The 19,598-nt window shown below is 50.3% G+C and carries 18 protein-coding genes; 6 read left to right on the top strand and 12 right to left on the bottom strand.

Annotated features, from left to right (window positions below; genetic code table 11):
• Positions 1 to 83 precede the first annotated feature (83 nt).
• The 4 genes from fabF to B7982_RS00855 are packed head-to-tail and all read left to right on the top strand — an operon-like array spanning position 84 to position 4,005.
• Positions 84 to 1,334 carry a beta-ketoacyl-ACP synthase II gene (gene fabF / locus B7982_RS00865; RefSeq protein WP_073424704.1) on the top strand — a complete coding sequence of 417 codons (1,251 nt, stop codon included), beginning with the start codon at positions 84 to 86 and terminating at the stop codon, positions 1,332 to 1,334.
• 13 nt (positions 1,335 to 1,347) lie between these two features.
• Complete coding sequence (locus tag B7982_RS15125) at positions 1,348 to 1,479, top strand: hypothetical protein (protein ID WP_015732488.1); 132 nt, start codon at positions 1,348 to 1,350, stop codon at positions 1,477 to 1,479.
• A gap of 3 nt (positions 1,480 to 1,482) precedes the next feature.
• A complete protein-coding gene (locus B7982_RS00860) occupies positions 1,483 to 2,253 on the top strand; it encodes a polysaccharide deacetylase family protein (RefSeq protein ID WP_015732489.1) in 771 nt (256 codons plus the stop codon).
• Positions 2,254 to 2,271: 18 nt separating this feature from the next.
• On the top strand, positions 2,272 to 4,005 hold the full coding sequence (locus tag B7982_RS00855) for an AMP-binding protein (RefSeq protein ID WP_088659147.1): 1,734 nt from the start codon (positions 2,272 to 2,274) through the stop codon (positions 4,003 to 4,005).
• A gap of 133 nt (positions 4,006 to 4,138) precedes the next feature.
• On the opposite strand, the gene hemL is transcribed toward B7982_RS00855, so the two are convergent.
• From hemL to cobA, 5 genes are all read right to left on the bottom strand, one after another.
• Positions 4,139 to 5,425 (bottom strand): glutamate-1-semialdehyde 2,1-aminomutase, encoded by a 1,287-nt coding sequence (hemL, locus tag B7982_RS00850; protein ID WP_088659146.1) that lies wholly within the window; start codon positions 5,423 to 5,425, stop codon positions 4,139 to 4,141.
• 1 nt (position 5,426) lies between these two features.
• Positions 5,427 to 6,236, bottom strand: a complete 810-nt coding sequence (locus B7982_RS00845) for a mechanosensitive ion channel family protein (RefSeq protein WP_088659145.1) — start codon at positions 6,234 to 6,236, stop codon at positions 5,427 to 5,429.
• Between the two features lie 67 nt (positions 6,237 to 6,303).
• Positions 6,304 to 7,269, bottom strand: coding sequence for a porphobilinogen synthase (gene hemB / locus B7982_RS00840; protein ID WP_088659144.1), 966 nt, complete (start codon positions 7,267 to 7,269; stop codon positions 6,304 to 6,306).
• Between the two features lie 5 nt (positions 7,270 to 7,274).
• Positions 7,275 to 8,222, bottom strand: a complete 948-nt coding sequence (locus B7982_RS00835) for an NAD(P)-dependent oxidoreductase (protein WP_088659143.1) — start codon at positions 8,220 to 8,222, stop codon at positions 7,275 to 7,277.
• Entirely contained in the window at positions 8,222 to 9,853 is a 1,632-nt protein-coding gene (cobA, locus tag B7982_RS00830) for a uroporphyrinogen-III C-methyltransferase (protein ID WP_088659142.1), read from the bottom strand. Before cobA ends, B7982_RS00835 begins: the two co-directional genes overlap by 1 nt.
• Positions 9,854 to 9,907: 54 nt before the next feature.
• Between cobA and B7982_RS00825 the strand changes: the two genes are divergently transcribed.
• Positions 9,908 to 10,465 carry a hypothetical protein gene (locus B7982_RS00825; RefSeq protein ID WP_014545136.1) on the top strand — a complete coding sequence of 186 codons (558 nt, stop codon included), beginning with the start codon at positions 9,908 to 9,910 and terminating at the stop codon, positions 10,463 to 10,465.
• Between the two features lie 145 nt (positions 10,466 to 10,610).
• Here the strand turns inward: B7982_RS00825 and hemC are convergent, their stop codons facing one another.
• The 7 genes from hemC to tgt all read right to left on the bottom strand — a co-directional run bounded on the left by hemC (position 10,611) and on the right by tgt (position 17,859).
• Positions 10,611 to 11,636, bottom strand: a complete 1,026-nt coding sequence (hemC, locus tag B7982_RS00820) for a hydroxymethylbilane synthase (RefSeq protein WP_088659141.1) — start codon at positions 11,634 to 11,636, stop codon at positions 10,611 to 10,613.
• 12 nt (positions 11,637 to 11,648) lie between these two features.
• Positions 11,649 to 12,902 (bottom strand): glutamyl-tRNA reductase, encoded by a 1,254-nt coding sequence (gene hemA / locus B7982_RS00815; protein ID WP_088659140.1) that lies wholly within the window; start codon positions 12,900 to 12,902, stop codon positions 11,649 to 11,651.
• 24 nt (positions 12,903 to 12,926) lie between these two features.
• Positions 12,927 to 13,955, bottom strand: a complete 1,029-nt coding sequence (locus tag B7982_RS00810) for an Lrp/AsnC family transcriptional regulator (protein ID WP_088659139.1) — start codon at positions 13,953 to 13,955, stop codon at positions 12,927 to 12,929.
• Positions 13,936 to 15,108: a putative heme d1 biosynthesis radical SAM protein NirJ1 gene (gene nirJ1 / locus B7982_RS00805; protein WP_088659138.1), complete on the bottom strand. Its 1,173-nt coding sequence runs from the start codon at positions 15,106 to 15,108 to the stop codon at positions 13,936 to 13,938. The genes B7982_RS00810 and nirJ1 overlap by 20 nt, the downstream gene beginning before the upstream one ends.
• Before the next feature lie 137 nt (positions 15,109 to 15,245).
• Positions 15,246 to 15,599, bottom strand: coding sequence for a hypothetical protein (locus B7982_RS00800; protein WP_144065898.1), 354 nt, complete (start codon positions 15,597 to 15,599; stop codon positions 15,246 to 15,248).
• 133 nt (positions 15,600 to 15,732) lie between these two features.
• Positions 15,733 to 16,695: a DUF2156 domain-containing protein gene (locus B7982_RS00795; RefSeq protein ID WP_088659136.1), complete on the bottom strand. Its 963-nt coding sequence runs from the start codon at positions 16,693 to 16,695 to the stop codon at positions 15,733 to 15,735.
• A gap of 21 nt (positions 16,696 to 16,716) precedes the next feature.
• A complete protein-coding gene (gene tgt / locus B7982_RS00790) occupies positions 16,717 to 17,859 on the bottom strand; it encodes a tRNA guanosine(34) transglycosylase Tgt (protein ID WP_088659135.1) in 1,143 nt (380 codons plus the stop codon).
• Between the two features lie 324 nt (positions 17,860 to 18,183).
• On the opposite strand from tgt, the gene B7982_RS00785 reads away from it, so the two are divergent.
• A complete protein-coding gene (locus B7982_RS00785) occupies positions 18,184 to 19,569 on the top strand; it encodes a TrpB-like pyridoxal phosphate-dependent enzyme (RefSeq protein ID WP_014545144.1) in 1,386 nt (461 codons plus the stop codon).
• The last annotated feature ends 29 nt before the right edge of the window (positions 19,570 to 19,598 follow it).

Below are 19,598 nucleotides of genomic sequence, written 5' to 3'. Positions count from 1 at the left end.
TTGGTAAAAAACACCAATACACCCCATTACACTAGTATATAGTTACCTTTACGATTCCAAAAATACTATCTTAGTTCTATATGATGAATAGAAGAAGAGTTGTTATTACTGGTATGGGTGCGGTGACCCCCGTAGGCAAGTCCGCCCCCGAGCTTTGGAACGCCATCAAGGCAGGCAAGTGTGGCATCGGCCCGATCACTTTGTTCGATGCTACGAACTGCCCGGTGAAAATTGCGGCAGAAGTCAAAGATTTTAAGCCCGAAGAACATGGCATCGACCCGAAGGAAGCCCGCCGCATGGCCCGCTTCACGCAGTTTCTCGTCGCCGCCGCTAACGAAGCGGTCAAGGACGCAAGCTTAACGAAGGAAGAAATCGCCGCCGACACGACTGGTATTGTCGCTGGTAACGGCCTTGCCGGCATGGACGTTGTTGAAGAAACTTACTGCAAGTACCTCGAAGGTGGCCGCCGCCGCGTCTCGCCACTCGCTATGCCCGAACTGATTGCAAACGAAGCATGCGCCAACGTATCCATCGCTCTTGGCATCACAGGCTCTGCCTGGACAGTCTGCACCGCCTGTGCCTCCGGCACGGACGCCATCGGCGTTGCCCTTGACGCCGTCCGCTCGGGCAGGCTTGACGTCTGCCTCGCCGGCGGTTCCGAAAGCGCCATCACGGACTACTCCATCAAGAGCTTTGCGGGCATGCACGCCCTCACCGACAAGTTCAACGACGCCCCGGAAAAGGCTTCCCGCCCGTTCGACAAGGACCGCAGCGGTTTTGTCATGGGTGAAGCCGGAGCCATCCTCGTGCTCGAAGAACTCGAACACGCCAAGGCCCGCGGTGCAAAGATTTACGCCGAAGTCGCCGGTTACGGTTCTTCTGCCGATGCTTACCACATTACAAGCCCGCGCCCGGGTGGAGAAACTTGCGCCAAGGCAATGATCAAGGCTATGAAGGATGCGGGCATCGCCCCGACGGATGTGGACTACTACAACGCCCATGGCACCTCGACGCACCTGAACGACCTCACCGAAACGCAGATGCTGAAAATTGCTCTCGGCGAACACGCCTACAAGATCAAAGTCTCTAGCACCAAGAGCATGACCGGCCACTGCGTCGGTGCAGCAGGCGTTATCGAAGCGATGATTAGCACGCTTGCCATCCGCGATTCGTTCTACCCCGCCACCATCAACCTCGACAACCCGGACGCAGAATGCGATCTCGACTACGTTCCGCACAAGGGCGTTGAAGGGAACATCGATGTTGCAGTGTCTGCCTCGCTTGGCTTTGGCGGTCACAACGGTATCGTCGTCATCAAAAAGTTTAAAGATTAACAAAGGAGCCGCTATGTCTGATTGGCTTTTTAAATCCTGGGTTAAAGCAACTATCTGCAGCGCAGTATTGTTCTTTTTCTACCACCTCTTCATTTCGCAGAAGTTGGAAGAAGAAGTTTCCACAAAATCTAAAGAACAAGAGTAGCTTATGGAACAGAATAAAGATATCGCCGACATCCAAGCGGCCGAAGCGACCTTCCAAAAGAAGAAGAAGTTCATCCTTTGCTACCACAGCTTTAGCGTGAACAACTTCAAGAAGGCATCCGTCCAGATTAGAAAGCTTGCAGAAGCGGCAGGCTCCCCCATCAGCATTGCAGTCATCCCCGCTTTTGGTGCAGCCCCGGAATCCGAAGCCGAACAGTTCCGCGAAGAACTCGACAAGTTTGTCAAGGAAGGCTACGAAATTATGCTCCACGGTGCACGCCACCGCGCAGACCTTTCGCTGAACCGTAGCATTGCAGGCAAGCTCGCGCTCCTCGTTTCGAACAACGAAGCCGAATTTGCAGGTATTGACGAACGCTTCACGCAGGCTCTTCTCAAGCGCAGCCTCGCGCTGTGGAAGGCTCACGGCAACGGCAAGCCCTCCGGCTTTATCCCGCCGATTTGGTTTGGCAACAAGTACCTCAAGGAACAGGCTCTCGAAATTTTCGACTACTACGAAGATTTCCACGGCATTTACCAAAAGGTCAAAGGCAACATCAAGAAGACGAATTCCGCAACGCTTAGCTTCTCGATTTTGCCCACCCCGATTCTCGGTATCGCGCAGACTTACGCCTGCCTTCGTATGCTCTTGCCGGGTGGAGTCCACCGCCTGGTGTTCCACGATAAAGACTTCAGAACGATTGGCGAGAAACGCATTTTGAACATGGTGCGCTACATTTCGACCTTGCGCGAAAAAATCATGTACAAGGACTTGTAATTTCAGGACTTCGCACAGATGATTTTAAATAAGTTTCTATCTAAAATTGATTACAAGTCTTATGAAGACTTGTATAAAAATTTCAAGATAACGATTCCGAACGATTTTAACTTCGCTTATGACGTTGTTGACGAATATGCCAAGACGGAGCCGAAACGTGAAGCCCTCGTGTGGTGTGACGATAACGACGAAAGCCACATTTACACGTTCAAGGACTTGTCGCTTGCCTCCCAGCGCACGGCGAATTTCCTTGTAGAACAAGGTATCCAGAAGGGCGACCGCGTGATGCTCATCTTGCGCCGTCGCTACGAATTCTGGTTCTTCTTGTTGGCGCTCCACCGCATTGGCGCAATTGCCATCCCGGCAACGAACATGCTCGCCGCCGAGGATTTGGAATACCGATTCAACGCCGCCGAAATCAAGATGGTCGTAACGTATGACGATCCCGCCTTGCAAAAGGAAGTGGACAAGGCAAAGTCCAAGTGCGAATCGGTCGAAAAGCTCGTGACCGTTGGTCAGACCGCTCGCCAAAACTGGATTAGCTTCTACGACGACTATGAACTTTTCCCATCGACGTTTGAACGCCCCGTTGGCGATGCAGCTACGCATAACGACGACATCATGATCGTCTATTTCACGAGTGGCACGAGCTCAAATCCGAAGATGGTCGCACACACGTACACCTACCCGCTCGGACACATTGTAACCGCCAAGTACTGGCAACACGTTGTGGACGGAGGTCGCCATTTGACCGTTGCCGAAACAGGCTGGGCCAAGGCTCTCTGGGGCAAAATTTACGGGCAGTGGATTGCTGGAAGCGCCGTATTCACTTACGACATGACCACGTTCATCCCGGGCAAGCTCCTCGAGAAGATGGCGGAATACAAGGTGACGACATTCTGCGCACCGCCGACAGTGTACCGCTACATTTTGCAGCATGGCCTCAGCAAGTACGACCTATCGAGCTTGCAATACTGCACGACCGCTGGCGAAGCATTGAACTTGGACATTTACAACAGGTTCTTCGAGCAGACGGGCATCCGCATGCAGGAAGGCTACGGACAGACCGAGCTTACGCTTACCACGGGTAACTTTGGCTTTAGTGAACCGCATCCGGGTTCTATCGGCAAGCCCTCTCCGGGTTACCAGATGGAAATCATCAATGCCGAAGGCAAGCCGTGCGAGGCTGAAGAAGTCGGTGAACTGATTATCAAGATTGACCAAGGCAAGCCTTTTGGCATGTTCGGCGGTTACTATCGCGATGCGGAACGCACCGAGAAAGTCTTTGAAGGCGGCGTGTACCACACCGGCGATACGGCTTACCGCGACAAGGACGGATTCTTCTGGTTTGTGGGCCGCACCGATGACTTGATCAAGAGTTCTGGCTACCGCATCAGCCCCTTCGAAGTCGAAGAAGTGCTGCACAAGCACCCCGCCGTCTTGGAAGTCGCTGTCACGGGCGTCGAAGACAAGTCTCGCGGTCAGGCGGTCAAGGCAACGGTCGTTTTGCAGAAGGGCTACGAAGCCTCCAAGGAACTTGCAAAGGAAATCCAGCTCTTTGCAAAGAACATTGCCGCAAGCTACAAGAGCCCGCGCATTATTGACTTTGTGACGGAACTGCCGAAGACGATTAGCGGAAAGATTCGACGCGCAACCATCCGCGACAAGGATACGGCTGAGAATGTGACTGCGCCGGACGAAGCGAATGCGGAAAACGCAGCAAGCGAAACGACCGCAAACAACGAGAAATAACTGGATCCTTCGGCTCCGCCTCAGGATGACGAGAATCGAAAAACGCACCCTTCGGGGTGCGTTTTTTGCGAGATGCGTAAGTTTTACAAGAAGCGCGAACCGCTAGGGTAACGCTTAACGAGATACGCCGCCGCTACAATTTTTTGAAAACGCGCTTCGCGGCTTCAATGGTACGGTCGATTTCGTCTTCGGTGTGAGCGGCGCTCACGAAGATGGCTTCGAACTGGCTCGGCGCAAAGTAGAAACCTTCATCGAGCATTCCGAGGAAATACTTGCGGAAAAGTTCCAAATCGGATTTTTGCACGTCGGCAAAACACGTGACCGGCCCTTCCGTAAAGAAGATGCAGCCCATGGAGCCGACCTGGTTTGTCGCAAGCGGAATGCCCGATTCGGTTGCTGCAGTCTTGAGCCCTGCAATCAAGCGCTTCGTCATAGCTTCGGCATGCACATAGTATTCAGGGTGTGCATTGAGTTCGCGCATCGTTGCAAGACCTGCCGCCATCGCCACCGGATTGCCCGAAAGCGTACCCGCCTGGTAAATTCCACCGAGCGGAGCAATTTGTTGCATCACGTCCAAGCGGCCGCCATAAGCACCCACCGGCATGCCACCGCCAATAATCTTGCCAAACGTCGTGAGATCCGGCTTGATTCCGTAAAGCCCTTGTGCGCAATGAATCCCGACACGGAAACCTGTCATGACTTCATCGACAATGAGCAAAGCGCCATGCTTTTTCGTCTCTTCAGAAAGCGTCTGCAAGAACTCCGGCTTCGCCGGCACAACGCCCATGTTGCCCGCTACCGGTTCAACAATCACGCCTGCAATTTCGTCACCGATTTTGTCGAAGAGTTCCTTCACGCCAGCCACGTCGTTGTACTGGAGCGTGAGCGTGTACTTTGCCAAGTCCGCAGGCACACCCTTGCTGCTCGGCTTGCCCGTCGTGAGCATTCCAGAACCCGCCTTGATGAGCAAGCTATCGCTATGGCCATGATAGCAACCTTCGAACTTCACAATCTTATCGCGACCGGTAAAACCGCGAGCCGCACGGATAGCACTCATCGTCGCTTCAGTCCCGCTGTTCACCATACGAATCATCTCGACGCTCGGAACAAGCGACATCACAAGCTTTGCAAGTTCCGATTCAAGACCGCACGGGGCGCCAAAACTGAGGCCATTCTGAGCTGTATCGGCAACAGCCTTAATCACTGCATCGTGCGCATGCCCCAAAAGCATCGGGCCCCAGCTACCCACGTAATCAATATAATCGTTTCCATCGACATCGTAGATGTGACTCCCCTTCGCACGGGCAATAAACGGAGGCGTCGCCCCCACATTGCTAAACGCACGCACAGGACTGTTCACGCCGCCCGGCATGAGCGTCTTTGCTTCTGCAAACAACTTTTCGCTCAAAGAGTGATTCATATTACTCCTTTACGATATGTACCACGCGCTGCGGGAACGGGATAGAAATACCGACTGCGTCAAAGCGTTCCTTCACAGCCTTCATGTACTTGCAACGCATATCCCAGTAATTTGCGGTCTTGACCCAAATTCTCAAATTGACAGCCACCGAGCTATCATCCAGCGACGAAACAAAGAACGACGGTTCCGGATTTTTCAGGACTTCAGGGTCCGCATTCACAAGTTGTTTCATTTCGTTCATCGCCTTTTCAGCAGAATCCGCATAATCAATGCCAAAAGCCAAATCAAGGCGGCGGCTCGGATTGCGGCTAAAGTTGACAATCGGAGCACCCCACAACATGCTGTTCGGAGCAGAAACGTAAAGACCATCCAACGAGATAAGCGTCGTGTTGAAAAGCCCCACGCCTACAATTTTTCCCTTCAAAGAACCGCATTCAATGTAGTCCGAAGCGCGGAACGGATGGAGGAACAGCAATAGGATTCCCGACGCAATGTTGCCAAGCGTATCCTTCAAAGCAAGGCCAATGGCAAGAGAAGCGGCACCGATTACAGTCACGATTCCAGCGGTATTCACACCGAGAATGTGCAGAATCATGAGCAAACCGACAATGTACAGCGCATAAGAGAACAGCGAATAAAGTAGCGGTTTTACCGATTCATCAGCGCCCTTCTTAATGGCAAAACTAAGAATAAACTTTATAATCGCCAAGATAATGGCGATAACAATAAGCACTGTCGCAATTTCAACGATGTCCTGAGCAATAGCATTCGTGACACCGATATTTTTCAAGAAAGCTTCGTATTCTTTCATTTTAGCATCCCTTTTTAGTTGTCATCCCGGACTCTGTTCCGGGATCGCCTTTTTACAAAATCATATTTTACAGAATTTTATTTTCCAAAATTTCCTTGGCGTGGTACGTAATGATGATATCAGCACCGGCACGCTTGAACGCAATCATGTTTTCGCGGATGATTGCATTTTCGTCAATCCAGCCCATCTTTGCAGCAGCCTTGACCATCGAATATTCGCCACTTACGTTATACACAGCGACCGGCACATTGCTGATTTCAGCCGTCTGGCGAAGCACATCGAGGAATGCGAGACCCGGCTTTACCATCACGATATCTGCACCTTCTTCAAGATCGAGTTCCACTTCATGGAGAGCTTCACGACCATTGCGCACGTCCATCTGGTAACTCTTGCGGTTGCCGAAATGCGGAGCGGAATCAGCGGCATCGCGGAACGGACCATAATAAGCGCTAGCGAACTTCGCGCTGTAACCCATAATCGGCGTATTTGTAAAACCCGCATTGTCAAGAGCTTCGCGTAGAGCCGTGATGTGGCCATCCATCATATCACTCGGAGCCACCATGTCGGCACCAGCAGCCACCTGAGAAACAGCGGTCTTTGCCAAAAGTTCAAGCGTCGGATCATTATCCACATCGCCATCCTTGATGATGCCGCAATGGCCATGACTCATGTATTCGCAAAGGCACACGTCCGTAATCACGTACAAACTTGGGAACTTCGCCTTGATGGCACGTACGGCCCGCTGCACAATGCCATCGTTATCGTATGCAGAAGTTGCCATTTCATCCTTGTGATTCGGAATGCCAAACAGCAAAATGGACTTGATGCCAAGCGCCACACAGCTTTCGAGTTCCTTCAAGATTTCGTCAATCGAGAAACGGAACTGGTTCGGCATAGACGGGATTTCTTCTTTGACGCCCGTTCCTTCAACCACGAACATCGGGTAAACGAGGGCATCGGGATTTACAGCAGTTTCTGCAACCATGTTGCGGATAACTTCATTTCTACGTAAACGACGAGGACGAATAATCATAATAACTATTCCTTTTTGAAATCTTTTTCAATTTGCACAAGGTCTTCGGCCCATTCGGTCTGGATTTTCTGCTTGAGCTTTTTCGCGAGCGAAGGGGCGCGGCCCTGCGTAGAGACGGTCACGGCAATGTTTTCGCCAAAGTCCATGCGGGCAGGCACAATGAAATCACCGTCGAGGTAATCGCAAGCATTATTCACGAGAATGCGACGAGCGCGAGCATCGTTAGAAACCTGGGCATTGACGGCAGGTTGGTCGGTACAAATGAAGACCATGAAAATACAACGCAAATCAAGCGGTTCGTACGGGCGCTTTTTTAGAGTGATAGAAGCCTCGGCCCCTCGGCTTAGCTCAGGGACCTTATCTCCAGCCTTGAGCGTTTCAAATTCGGGGTCGAATTGCGGAGCGACAACGGTAATGTGAGCGCCTGTCGGGATTAGCGTTTTCACCTTGCGAAGAGCAATGCGGCCGCCACCTACAACGAGAACGTTACGTCCTTCAAGATTCAATTCGATGGAGAAGAGGTTTGAACTATAGGCGCGCTCTGAGCGGATCCTATCGCCACATTCGTGGTTCCTGGATGACAAAGGGGCACAAGTACATGCGTTCTGAGCAGAGCGGACACCGGCGACCACCATGCTCGAAAATTCTTTCCAATCACCAAGGCAAGGCAAAAGCGTAATCGGAATTTGCGGAAATTCTTCCTGCAATTTTGCAACAACACGCGGCACATCGTTCTTGGAATGCTGACCGTTCAACAACAAATACGGTAGAAGCGTCACCGATTCCACATCTTCGCGCAAAAGCGTGCGGAGGTCATTTTCCAAATCCAACAAACTCGTACTTGCGACACGTGTACCCGGCAAATCATGATGCAAGCGGTCGAGGATTTCTTCGAATCCTTTGTATGCCCCCGGCAAAATGCAATGATGAGCGATGATAAGAATAGCTTTCATTAAGCAATCTCCCCCATCGTGTAATACTCCACGATTTTTTTGACGAGCGAATCCATCGTTGTTTCGTCAGAGGTGACCGTTTCAAAGCCATGTTTTTTCGCGGAAGCTTCAGTCATGCGACCTATGCAGAAACTTAGACGAGAGACGAAAGACGAGAGACTTGAGATTTGCGCAAAATTTTCAACGGCACTGGAGCTTGCAAAGACAATTGCATCGGCGGAGGCAATAGCTTCACGTTTCCAATCCGGAAGTTCTGCAACCGGGAGTGTTTCGTAGACTGTCCAACGGGTTGCTTTCGGCAAGAGTTTGAGCAAAGTATCGTCTGCGAGATTTCCCTGCAAAAGAAGAATTCGGGATTCGTCGCCAACCACTTTTTGTAGCAACAGACCTAGTCCCTCACCGGTGTGGTCTTCAGGAACATAATCGCAACGAATGCCGTATTCAAGCAACTTCTTTTCGGTAATCTTTCCGACACTTGCAATTTTCTTGCCCGCAAGCACACGCACATCATAACCCGCAGCAAACAACTGCTTGAAGAAACTTTCTACGCCGTTTGTGCTCGTGAAAGCAAGAATGTCAAAATTTTTGAGGTCTTCGAATTCGACAGGCTCAGCAACCTTTTTTTCAGAAGAATTGGCGATGCCGGAACGGAGTCCGGCATGACAACAAGGGAAAACATCCCGTGTTTCAATCATCGGGGTTTCGATAACTTCGGCACCGAGAGCTGTCAGTCGAGCTGTAATCCCACTAGATTGTTTTGCGGCACGCGTTACAACCAAGCGCTTACCCGAAAGCGGCAAATTCTTTTTCCAAGCAAGAGTTTTGCCCAGTTCAACCACACCACCCATAATCGTAATTGCGGGTGCAGTCACATTTTCACGGACAATGGTCTCCCCCGCTGTTTCAAGCGTTGCCATAACGGTACGCTGGTTCGGGGTTGTTCCTTTTTCAATAAATGCAAGCGGAGTCTTCGGGTCTTTGCCACACTCGATTAAACGACGTGCGATAAAGTCCATATTGGCTATGCCCATCAAAAAGATGAGCGTTCCTTGGCACTTCGCGAGAGTCTCGAAGTCCAGCGAAAGATTGCATTGGATTCTATCGCCTTCGGCTCCAGAATGACAGTCACCCTGGAGTGCAGCGATAGGGTCCACGACGGATTTTTCTTTTTCATGCCCTGTGATGATGTGGAAACTTGTTGCAATTCCACGATGACTCACGGGAATGCCTGCGTAGGCTGGCACAGCTATGGCAGACGTCACGCCCGGCACAACTTCAAATTCGACGCCTGCAGCGACAAGTTCCAAAGCCTCTTCGCCACCACGACCGAACACAAACGGATCACCGCCCTTCAAACGCGCAACGATCGAACCCGGCATTTCAACGGCAAATTTTACCAAGAGCTTATTGATTTCGGACTGTTTCACCTTGTGGTGCGTCGGCATTTTACCCACATCGACCATCTTTGCTTTCGGATTACATAACGAGAGCACGCCCGGTGAGACCAAGCGATCATAAACCACAACATCGGCTTTTTCAAGAATCGACTTTCCGCGCACGGTTAAAAGCCCAGGATCGCCTGGTCCCGCGCCAATCAAATAAACTTTGCCAAAATGATTCGAATTTTCCATCGAAACCAAATTTAGAAAAACTTCGCCATTAAAATTTTGCCTATATTTTTTAGCATGAATAGTTCTAGAGCAAAGCTTCGCGATGAAGTCTATACGCAGATGATGTGTGCCCAGGCACGCCTTTCCAAAGACCAAAATACCCAAATGGGTGCCGTTCTAGTGAGCGCCGACGGGCGTGTTATTAGCACAGGTTACAACGGAGCTCCCGCCGGATTCGACGACGAGACCGTTCCGTACACGCGCGAAAAGCAACTCCTCGCTTACGATTTGCTAGACGCCGACTCAGGCGAGCTTTTGAGCCACCACGAATTCGAGGCGAACAAATATCCGTTCATGGTCCACGCCGAAATCAACGCGCTCCACTACGCTCGCGGAAAGGTTCCTCCTGGTTCCAAGCTCTACGTGATTGGATTCCCGTGCGAACGTTGCTCTTTGGACATCAGCCTTTCGGGCGTTGCCGAAGTTTTCGTGACCAAGGACGATTATGATCCGAAGTCCACGTTGAACAACAACCGCGACACGGCTTACTACATGTTCGCACAAGCAGGAATCATCGTGACGCTTTGCGGCAAACGAATCAAGCCCGTTGTATCGAAGCCTGAAAAGAAGTAACGTATAAATTGCCACGTTGCTCTGCGACTCGCAATAACGAAAAGATTTGACTAAAGAAAGTAGTCCCGCACATCCAAAATGCGCGGGATTTTTTTTGCGATACAAGAAGGCGATTCCCGAACGGAGTCGGGAATGACAGTGTAAGTTACAATTGTTTTTGAATTGCACAGGCGAGTTCAACGCCCAAGTTCTTGGCTTGTTGGACTGAGTCCGCAGAGTTCAAATCAACCGAGCCTGAGCATTCTGCACGGAGCAGTTTTTCTGATTTTTCGTCCCAGTAAATGCCGCGGATTTTCAAAGTCTGCGCAATTCTATTAGCATTCTCTTCGAGTGCGCCACAAGTGCCGCGATTTTCAGCACTATCATCGGAAATAAATTCCGCGAAGCTTGCCACCGGGAATTGGCACCCTGCGTTGAGCGCTTTTAAATAAGCCATTTCAGCAGAGGCGATGCAGAATGTCGCAACATCGTTCACGCGAGCGAGAATCTGCGCAAGATCCGCACGACCTGTGACGCGCGATTCTTGGGGAATTTCATCCTTCAATGTTTCAATCGCAAGGATTCCCTGACCGCTTGCGGGGAGCATCTGTTCGGTGCTAAAGTATTCCGTTACCTGATCGGCAAGGCCCATACGCTTAAGGCCCGCCGCTGCAAGCACAACACCATCAAGTTCTGCAAGCTTGCCTATACGAGTTTGGATGTTTCCGCGAATCGGAACATATTCCAAATCAGGGCGGAGCGCCTTCAGCTGCACCACACGGCGAATGCTTCCCGTACCGACACGAGCGCCCGCAGGCAAATCCATAAAGCGGACCCCAGCAGCACCACCGCGCGAAAGGAATGCATCTCGCGGGTCTTCGCGTTTCAAGACTGCTGCAAGCTTGAACTGCGGCAGCACTTCAGCAGGCATATCCTTCAAACTGTGAATCGCAATATCGGCACGATCTTCGAGGAGTGCAATTTCCAATTCCTTGATGAACACGCCCTTGCCGCCAAAGCTTGCCAGCGACTTATCCAAACGGCGGTCGCCTTCGGTTGTCATGGAGACAAGTTCATAAGTCAACGGTTCAGCAACCGCATTCGCAGCGACAATAGCATCTGCCGCCATCGTGGTCTGAGCCAAAGCCAAAGCGCTCTTGCGCGTTGCGATACGTAATTTCAAGTCACTCACAGCAAGCCTCCTCTAATTCCTAGGAGATTTTGAATTCAAGCACTTCAGGAAAACCTGCACATCTTCGGGTGAATTTTCAGCCTTAACTTTATACAAAAAGTCATTTGCCATTTTCTTCGCAAAGCGTTCGTACATCATCTGGATGCGGTGGCGATCATCTTCCGAAAGTTCCGGCATAGAGCGCAATAACTTTTCAGATTCTTCATTTGCCGTCGTAAGCATTTTTTCGGCATGCAAATGAATTTGCTTGGAGACCTCATCCATGCGGTTCCAATGCAAAAATTCATCGAGACCTTCTTTCAAGATTTTCTGCGCGGCATCAAGTTCAATCATGCGCAAGCGACGATTTTCAGAAACGATCTTTTCAAGGTCATCAACGCAAACGTATTCAACGCCCGGAAGTTCGCCAATAGAAGCTTCAGCATTGCGCGGATTCGCGAGGTCAACGACAAGGCGCTTTGATGGGACATCGATGGAATCTGCAACCTGAACAGCCTTAACAAATTCATCTTTCGTGACAATCGGTTCTTGGCAAGCGCTGCAGAGAATCACGACATCGCACTTGCCAAGGACTTCGTAGCGGTCTTCGAATTTCACAGGCGTAAGCACATCTGCAAATTTTTCGGCATTTGCAAAAGTCTTGCTACTTGCAAAAATCTTGGTCGTATTCTCTTGTACATACTTGAGCATCAGCGAACCCATTTCGCCAAGCCCTACGATATACACGGTACGATTTTCAAGATCGTCAAAAGTTTTCTGCACTTGTTTCATCGCCAAGAACGGAATGTTGCAACTGAGCTTGCTCAAGTTCGTCTCGGTCTTGATGCGCTTCGTCGTATGAATTGCACTCTGGAAAAGCTTGTTCAGCGTATTGCCAGTCGCATTCAGCTGGTGCGCCGTTTCGTACGCACGACCAATCTGGTGCAAAATCTGATCCTCACCCATAGCGACAGAATCAAGCCCGGCACACACGTTCATCACATGGTGAGCAACATCGTCACCCGACTTAAAATAAAAGAACTTCGCAAAATCATCGTAATCTTGACGGGCAAGTCCACACACATAACGAACGAGTTCACCATCAGTGATTTCGCGGTCGCTCGCCACATAGACTTCCGTGCGGTTACACGTTGCCAAAATCAAAAGTTCATCAAACGGAGAATGCGTCAACGCCTCGGTCTTTACATCCATCGGGATATAAAACTTTTCGCGAATCGCGATTTCAGCCACCTTGTGGCTCATGCCTGCCATGTAAATTTTGCGCATAGCCCAAAGATAGAAAAGATTGGACTACGCAAAAAATCTAAAGCTCGTTTTCTTGAGTTCCTTGAGCGAATGGAGAACGACGTATTCCAGATTATCAAGCAAAGCCACGGATTCCTTGATATAGCCGTTCAATTCTTCGGGCGTCTGCGCATGCATCATTGCATACAAGTTGTACGGAAAATTTTCAAAAGACGGACGCTCGTAACAATGCGACACGTAATGTTTTTTTGCAAGTAGAGAACCCGCACTTTCCGAATTTGCGAGCGTTCCCTCGTCCAACATAAAGCAGACCATCGCATTGCATGGGAAACCCGCATCTTGATGACGGAGGATTGCTCCAAAGCGACGCATGCGTTTTGCAGCAATGTCTTCGCGAAGTTCATCGCAAGAAACGCCCCAGTCCTTAAACGGAGTGAGAGAATGCGGAATGTCGTCACAAGCGATGTGGATTCGGGTACGGTCAGCTTCTGTTAACGCGTTCTCAGGGGATTGCCGCACGGCGCTCGCAAAGACGTTTTTAGAAGGTGCGCCAGCCCCCTTCCCCATCACCGTATTGATTTTATACTTCTTCGTGGCGGTGAGGACATGAACATCGTGCAAATCAGTTTCTGAACAAACTCGGTCAACAACCGTTTGGATTGCGGATTCATTTTCGACAATGACCGTAAACCAAACATTGTATTCGTGACTGCGGATATAATTGTGCGTAATCGCAGGTTCGTTCATCACGACTGCAGCGAACTTTTCCATCGGCGTTTGCGAATGCGGTTCTGCCGAAAAATCAAGCGACGAAGCAGGTACTTTCCCTGCACAAAGCCTTGAAATAAAGCCGAGTTTTTTGGAATCGTACACGCCTCCAATACGGCGAATTACGCCAGAAGCGCGCATTTTCTCAACTTCATCAAAAACGTCTTGTTCTGAAACGTTCAACATTTCCGCAAGCGCTTTATACGGGCGTTCCACTAACGGAAAGCCGTCTTGAATAATCGCGAGAAGTTTTTGACTCAGCATTTGCGGCACATCGCGAGAGGCGTTACAGCCCAATTTCCTCATCCGTCAAATAGCAAGCCGGATCTTCAGCCCAGAAGTCACCAGTAACGGCTTCGGCACGCGTGCGGAAATTGCCGTTGCACAAATTCAAGTAAGCACACTTCGGACAACGCCCCTTCAAAAGCGGTTTGCGGTTCTTGAGGCCAGCCATAATCGGATTTGACAAGTCTGTCCAAATGTCTCCGAAACTGCGTTCGCGAACGTTACCAAGCGTGATATATTGCGTAAACTGGTCCGGATGCACATTACCGATGCTATCGATATTGCCAAATGCCATGCCACTGCGGTTGCCACCGTTCATCTTAATCAAATCCAAAATCTTTTCGGCGCGTTCCGGGTCTTCACGCTTCATGCGCTGGTACAGATAAACGGCATCGGCATGGTTATCGACCGTCAAAATTTCTTTGTTCACACCGCGCTTCTTAAAGTCCAACGTGCGGTCAATAATCAAGTCCATCACTTTGCGACTTTCTTCATGATTCAAGTCGTTATCGACCATTGCGCTTCCGCGACCGCTATAGACAAGGTGATAGAAACAAACTCTATCAATGTTTTCCGCTTCGAGCAAATCGAAAATAGCGTTCAGGTCTTGATAGTTGTACTTTGTAATCGTGAAGCGGAGTCCAACCTTCTGGCCCGTCGCCACACAATTGCGGATTCCACGCAAAGCCATCTGGTACGCGCCCTGCTTGCCGCGGAACTTGTCGTGAGTTTCTTCGCAACCATCCAAGCTGATGCCCACATAGCCAACGCCCATCGCCTTGAGCTTCTGAGCCACATCCGGCGTGATGCAGGTGCCGTTCGTCGAAATCGTCGGGCGGATGCCCTTGCTTGCCGCATAGTTTGCGAGTTCAAAAAAGTCCGGGCGCAAAAGCGGTTCGCCACCGCTGAACAAAATCACCGGGACATGGAAATCCGCAAGCTGATCAATAAGCTTGATTCCCTCTTCGTGCGTAAGTTCGTTCTGGTACTTGATTGCCTCTGAACGGGCATAGCAATGCACACACTTCAGGTTGCAAGTCTTGGTGCAGTTCCACACCACCACCGGGCCACGTCCTGCGCCCACACCATTTGTCGCCTTGTGCGCATGAGGTTGATAACGAAGAGAATCCCCAAAATTCGGGGAGTCCATCAAAAGCTTAGTAATACTGATCATCAGGGTCTTCCAAAAACACTAAAACAACGACTACAAAGAATAAGCCAAAAATAGAAATAATCTGACAGCAATCCGCCATCCACAAGTATCCATATTTATGTTTTTTGATTCAAAAAAATATTACATGACCCAAATTTCTACCCGATAATCGGAAAGCCCTCACGGTATTCCTTGATAATGTAGGGGTGTATTTTGGCATACTCGTAAATTTTTTCACCAAGACCCGATTTTACGAGATCCACAAGATTTCTACCCGGCGTTGCTCCAATTGTTGGACACGTAGGCGTAAGCGCAATAACAAGTTCACCGTTCTTATCCATGATTCTAAGAGGCCAAATACTGCAATCAAACGGTTTGTCTTCACCCTTCAAAATGCAACCTTTTTGCGGATCCAAGAATGTGCAAGGCACTTCTTCTTCGGGATCATCCGTACGATAATTATTTTCGAGAATCAAGCGGCCAAAGCGCACTCCCTGCACCGTTTGAGACATGCGGAACTCGCCCACCACACCATATTCATTTTCGCGACTTAATTTTTCTGCAATATCATGCGGAAAAAGAGGTGTTTCCCAAAGGCTCTTTCGCCTAAAGGAACAGCAAAACTTACACGATGCGCAAGATGATTTAGAAAGCACTTTGGAGAGCATGGCATTTATCCAAAATAATAAGCGGGTAATACGAAAGTTTTGCCTTGCGGAGTCCTTCGATATTGATATCTTCTTCGCGATTGATAAGTTTTACACCAGTAAGCGTTTCTGCAAACATTTTATTGATAACGGCATAGCCGCCATTATCCGCATACTCACCAATGACCTTCTCGAAATGGACATCCCAGACACCGGGAGCAATTTCAGAAGCGATTGTCATGCCAACAGGAGCATTATTCACATAAAGGATTGCGCCTTTCAAGCCAAGCGCATCAAAATTCTTAAGCGCTTCTTCTATTGCACAAAGCTCAGCCATACGCGACTTTTCATCTGTAGACCGTTCTGCCCAAGCAGCTTCTTCGCATTCGCATGTCGGTTCACAAGGCTCATCGCCCGACATAGAATTTTGCAGCCACTTTTTCTCAACTTCGAGAGCATCCGCATAGTTATCAGCGGTAATTTCGCGCAGTTCATAATGTTCATACGAACGGTTGAATTTCGAAATATGGTTTCGCTTTTTGCGATACGTATTTCCAGCAAGAGTCGCAAGACTTTCCGCAGAATAAATGTAATCGCTATCGCCACGGTCATTTACAAACTGGATGGACTTCTTAAAATAATCCCAAAGGATATGCGCACGAGTTTCATCAACCAAGCAGAATTCCAACGGACGTCCCGATTCTTTCGCATCTTGAACAATGGCGTCAAGCGCTTCACGCGGGTCTTCGGCCCCAAGCGGGAATGCGTAACCGCGACGGCTCCCCTCGCCTTGATAATAGCGGAAGAGGAAACCATTTTGTAACGCCATCAGTGTGCCGTATTTTTTGCGCCACAAGAAAAGGCTTGCAAACGCAGCATCACTCCCGATATAACCGGATTCAGCCACCGCCCTCGCCGCATTTTCTCGATCTGAAAGTTCTGGAATTCGAAATTCTAGCATACTTTCAATTTATAAAAAAATCTACTCAGCGCTCTGCTGCAGAATCTTGATTTGCTCGTCCGCCCATTCTTCAAAAGTATCATCTGCGATATGGGCTTTCACGGACTTCATCGAATGGATGTAGAAATGCAAATTATGAATCGCCGCAAGCGTCCAGCCAAGCGGTTCCTTTTCCTTGAACAGATGGCGCAAATACGCACGGCTATAGTTACGGCAGCAATAGCAATCGCAGTTCGGGTCGAGCGGCAAATCGTGTTGGTGCGCAAATTTCGCGCCCTTGTAGCGGAGCACGCCTCGGCTCGTATAAACTAGTCCATCCTGTGCATTTTTCGCAGGCAAAATGCAATCGCACATATCCACACCGCGTTTCACAAGCTCCAGCAAATTCCACGGTGTTCCCACACCCATTACATAGCGGGCACGATCTTCGGGCAATAAGTTTGTACAAAAGTCTGCAATTTCGTACATCGTCTCGACAGGCTCGCCTACCGAAAGCCCACCCATCGCATAACCATCCGGCTCAATTTCCTTGAGCGCCTCGATAGACTTCTGTCGCAATTCCTTGTGCATGCCGCCCTGCACAATTCCAAAGAAAAACTGCGGATAGCCGTGAATCGGCGGATTTGCCAAAAGCCATTCCTTCGCCTCGCGCGTCCACTTGAGCGTAAGCGCAAGCGACTTTTCCGCCTCTTCAACAGTGCTCGGGTACGGAGTACATTCGTCAAACGCCATGATGATATCCGCACCGATTTCACGTTGCGCATTCATCACGCTCGCCGGCGTGAACAAATGACGAGAACCGTCCAGCAAACTCTTGAACTGGACGCCCTCTTCGGTAATCTTTCGGAACTGTTTTAAACTCCACACCTGGAATCCGCCACTGTCCGTAAGCATCGGCTTGTTCCAGCTCATGAACTTTTGCACGCCACCCGCCTCTGCAATGAGCTTTGTGCCCGGTCGCAAATAGAGGTGGTACGTATTCGCCAAGATGATTTCTGCATCGATTTCGCGGATGTCGCGGCTCGTAAGCCCCTTGACCGTCGCGGCTGTGCCTACAGGCATAAACACGGGTGTTGTCACTTCGCCATGCGCCGTATGGATAACGCCAAGACGCGCCTTGGACTTTGCAGATTTCTTTAACAGTTCAAAAGGATTTTCGTTCACGAAACCAAAAATAGAAATCTTCTCGCCGTTACGACTTTTCGAGTTTCGGCTTTCGGTTTCGCGGGGTCAAATGGCGTACTGCGCTTTTCCCCGTATGTGTAGGCAAAACCTTCTGGCTTGCAGAAAGGGTATGCTCAATTTTGTTTTCGCCAAGAGGACGAAACTGTCCCGTTAAGAGATTGTGGTCAATGGCCATAGGAGCTCCTAATGTTTATGATGGTGATATGGTAAATATAGATTTTTCCTCTGCCAACATTCCTCACTTTTCGTATATTTTGCGCATAAATTTGTAGCACCCCGCTACAGCACATAAAGGAATTAAAAATGAGAAACTCGCTCAAGATCGATGGTCAGGTCAAGACTTATCTCCACGAAGATGAACTTCCGAAGGCATGGTATAACGTCCGCGCCGACATGAAGAAGAAGCCCGCTCCGCTTCTGAACCCAGGTACCGGCAAGCCGGTGACTTTCGAAGACCTGCAGCCAGTTTTCTGCGATGAACTCATCAAGCAGGAACTCGATAACGATACCGCTTACATCGAAATTCCGGAAGACATCCGCACGTTCTATAAGATGTACCGTCCGTCTCCGCTCGTTCGCGCTTACTTCTTGGAACAGGCGCTCGGCACTCCGGCACACATCTACTACAAGTTCGAAGGAAACAACACCTCGGGCAGCCACAAGCTCAACTCCGCTATCGCTCAGGCCTACTACGCTAAGAAGCAGGGCCTCAAGGGCGTGACGACTGAAACGGGTGCAGGCCAGTGGGGTACAGCACTTTCTATGTCCAGCGCCTTCTTCGGACTGGACTGCCAGGTTTACATGGTGAAGGTTTCTTACGAACAGAAGCCGTTCCGCCGCGAAGTGATGCGCACCTACGGTGCATCCGTCACCCCGTCCCCGTCCATGACGACCGACATCGGCCGCAAGATCAACGCCGAATTCCCGGGCACCACGGGTAGCCTTGGTTGCGCCATTTCCGAAGCTGTGGAAGCCGCTGTGAAGCAGCCGGGTTACCGCTACGTTCTCGGTTCCGTGCTGAACCAGGTGCTCCTCCACCAGTCCGTCATCGGTCTCGAAACAAAGGCCGCACTCGACAAGATTGGCGTGAAGGCCGACCTCATCATCGGTTGCGCTGGCGGTGGTTCTAACCTCGGTGGTCTCGTGAGCCCGTTCATCGGTGAAAAGCTCCGTGGCGAAGCCGACTACGATATTCTCGCTGTGGAACCGGCAAGCTGCCCGAGCTTCACTCGCGGTAAGTACGCTTACGACTTCTGCGATACCGGTAAGGTTTGCCCGCTCGCCAAGATGTACACCCTCGGTTCTAGCTTCATCCCGTCTGCAAACCATGCTGGTGGCCTCCGCTACCACGGTATGAGCAGCATTCTCTCTGAACTTTACGATCAGGGCCTCATGCGTGCAACGTCTGTCGAACAAACTAAGGTCTTCGAAGCAGCAAAGCTCTTCGCCCAGACCGAAGGTATCCTCCCGGCTCCGGAATCCAGCCACGCCATTCGCGCTACAATTGACGAAGCTCTCAAGTGCAAGGAATCCGGCCAGGCCAAGAACATCGTGTTCGGCCTCACTGGCACGGGTTACTTCGACATGGTTGCTTACCAGAAGTTCAACGACGGCGAAATGAGCGACTACATCCCGACGGATGAAGACATCGCGAAGAGTCTCGCCCAGCTTCCGAAGGTCGAAGGCTAATTTCAACGAGATGCCGCAAGGCATCACGT

Origin of the sequence: Fibrobacter sp. UWB2 (genome assembly GCF_002210425.1) — a bacterium.
GTDB lineage: Bacteria > Fibrobacterota > Fibrobacteria > Fibrobacterales > Fibrobacteraceae > Fibrobacter > Fibrobacter elongatus.
Note: the sequence above shows the minus strand (reverse complement) of the source record. Positions and strands in the feature narration are given on the sequence as shown.

Bases quoted from the DNA above. Each gene is read 5' to 3' on its own strand.
- fabF (WP_073424704.1), top strand. From the start codon at position 84: ATGAATAGAAGAAGAGTTGTTATTACTGGTATGGGTGCGGTGACCCCC.
- B7982_RS15125 (WP_015732488.1), top strand. From the start codon at position 1,348: ATGTCTGATTGGCTTTTTAAATCCTGGGTTAAAGCAACTATCTGCAGC.
- B7982_RS00860 (WP_015732489.1), top strand. From the start codon at position 1,483: ATGGAACAGAATAAAGATATCGCCGACATCCAAGCGGCCGAAGCGACC.
- B7982_RS00855 (WP_088659147.1), top strand. From the start codon at position 2,272: ATGATTTTAAATAAGTTTCTATCTAAAATTGATTACAAGTCTTATGAA.
- hemL (WP_088659146.1), bottom strand. From the start codon at position 5,425: ATGAATCACTCTTTGAGCGAAAAGTTGTTTGCAGAAGCAAAGACGCTC.
- B7982_RS00845 (WP_088659145.1), bottom strand. From the start codon at position 6,236: ATGAAAGAATACGAAGCTTTCTTGAAAAATATCGGTGTCACGAATGCT.
- hemB (WP_088659144.1), bottom strand. From the start codon at position 7,269: ATGATTATTCGTCCTCGTCGTTTACGTAGAAATGAAGTTATCCGCAAC.
- B7982_RS00835 (WP_088659143.1), bottom strand. From the start codon at position 8,222: ATGAAAGCTATTCTTATCATCGCTCATCATTGCATTTTGCCGGGGGCA.
- cobA (WP_088659142.1), bottom strand. From the start codon at position 9,853: ATGGAAAATTCGAATCATTTTGGCAAAGTTTATTTGATTGGCGCGGGA.
- B7982_RS00825 (WP_014545136.1), top strand. From the start codon at position 9,908: ATGAATAGTTCTAGAGCAAAGCTTCGCGATGAAGTCTATACGCAGATG.
- hemA (WP_088659140.1), bottom strand. From the start codon at position 12,902: ATGCGCAAAATTTACATGGCAGGCATGAGCCACAAGGTGGCTGAAATC.
- B7982_RS00810 (WP_088659139.1), bottom strand. From the start codon at position 13,955: ATGAGGAAATTGGGCTGTAACGCCTCTCGCGATGTGCCGCAAATGCTG.
- nirJ1 (WP_088659138.1), bottom strand. From the start codon at position 15,108: ATGATCAGTATTACTAAGCTTTTGATGGACTCCCCGAATTTTGGGGAT.
- B7982_RS00800 (WP_144065898.1), bottom strand. From the start codon at position 15,599: ATGTCTCAAACGGTGCAGGGAGTGCGCTTTGGCCGCTTGATTCTCGAA.
- B7982_RS00795 (WP_088659136.1), bottom strand. From the start codon at position 16,695: ATGCTAGAATTTCGAATTCCAGAACTTTCAGATCGAGAAAATGCGGCG.
- B7982_RS00785 (WP_014545144.1), top strand. From the start codon at position 18,184: ATGAGAAACTCGCTCAAGATCGATGGTCAGGTCAAGACTTATCTCCAC.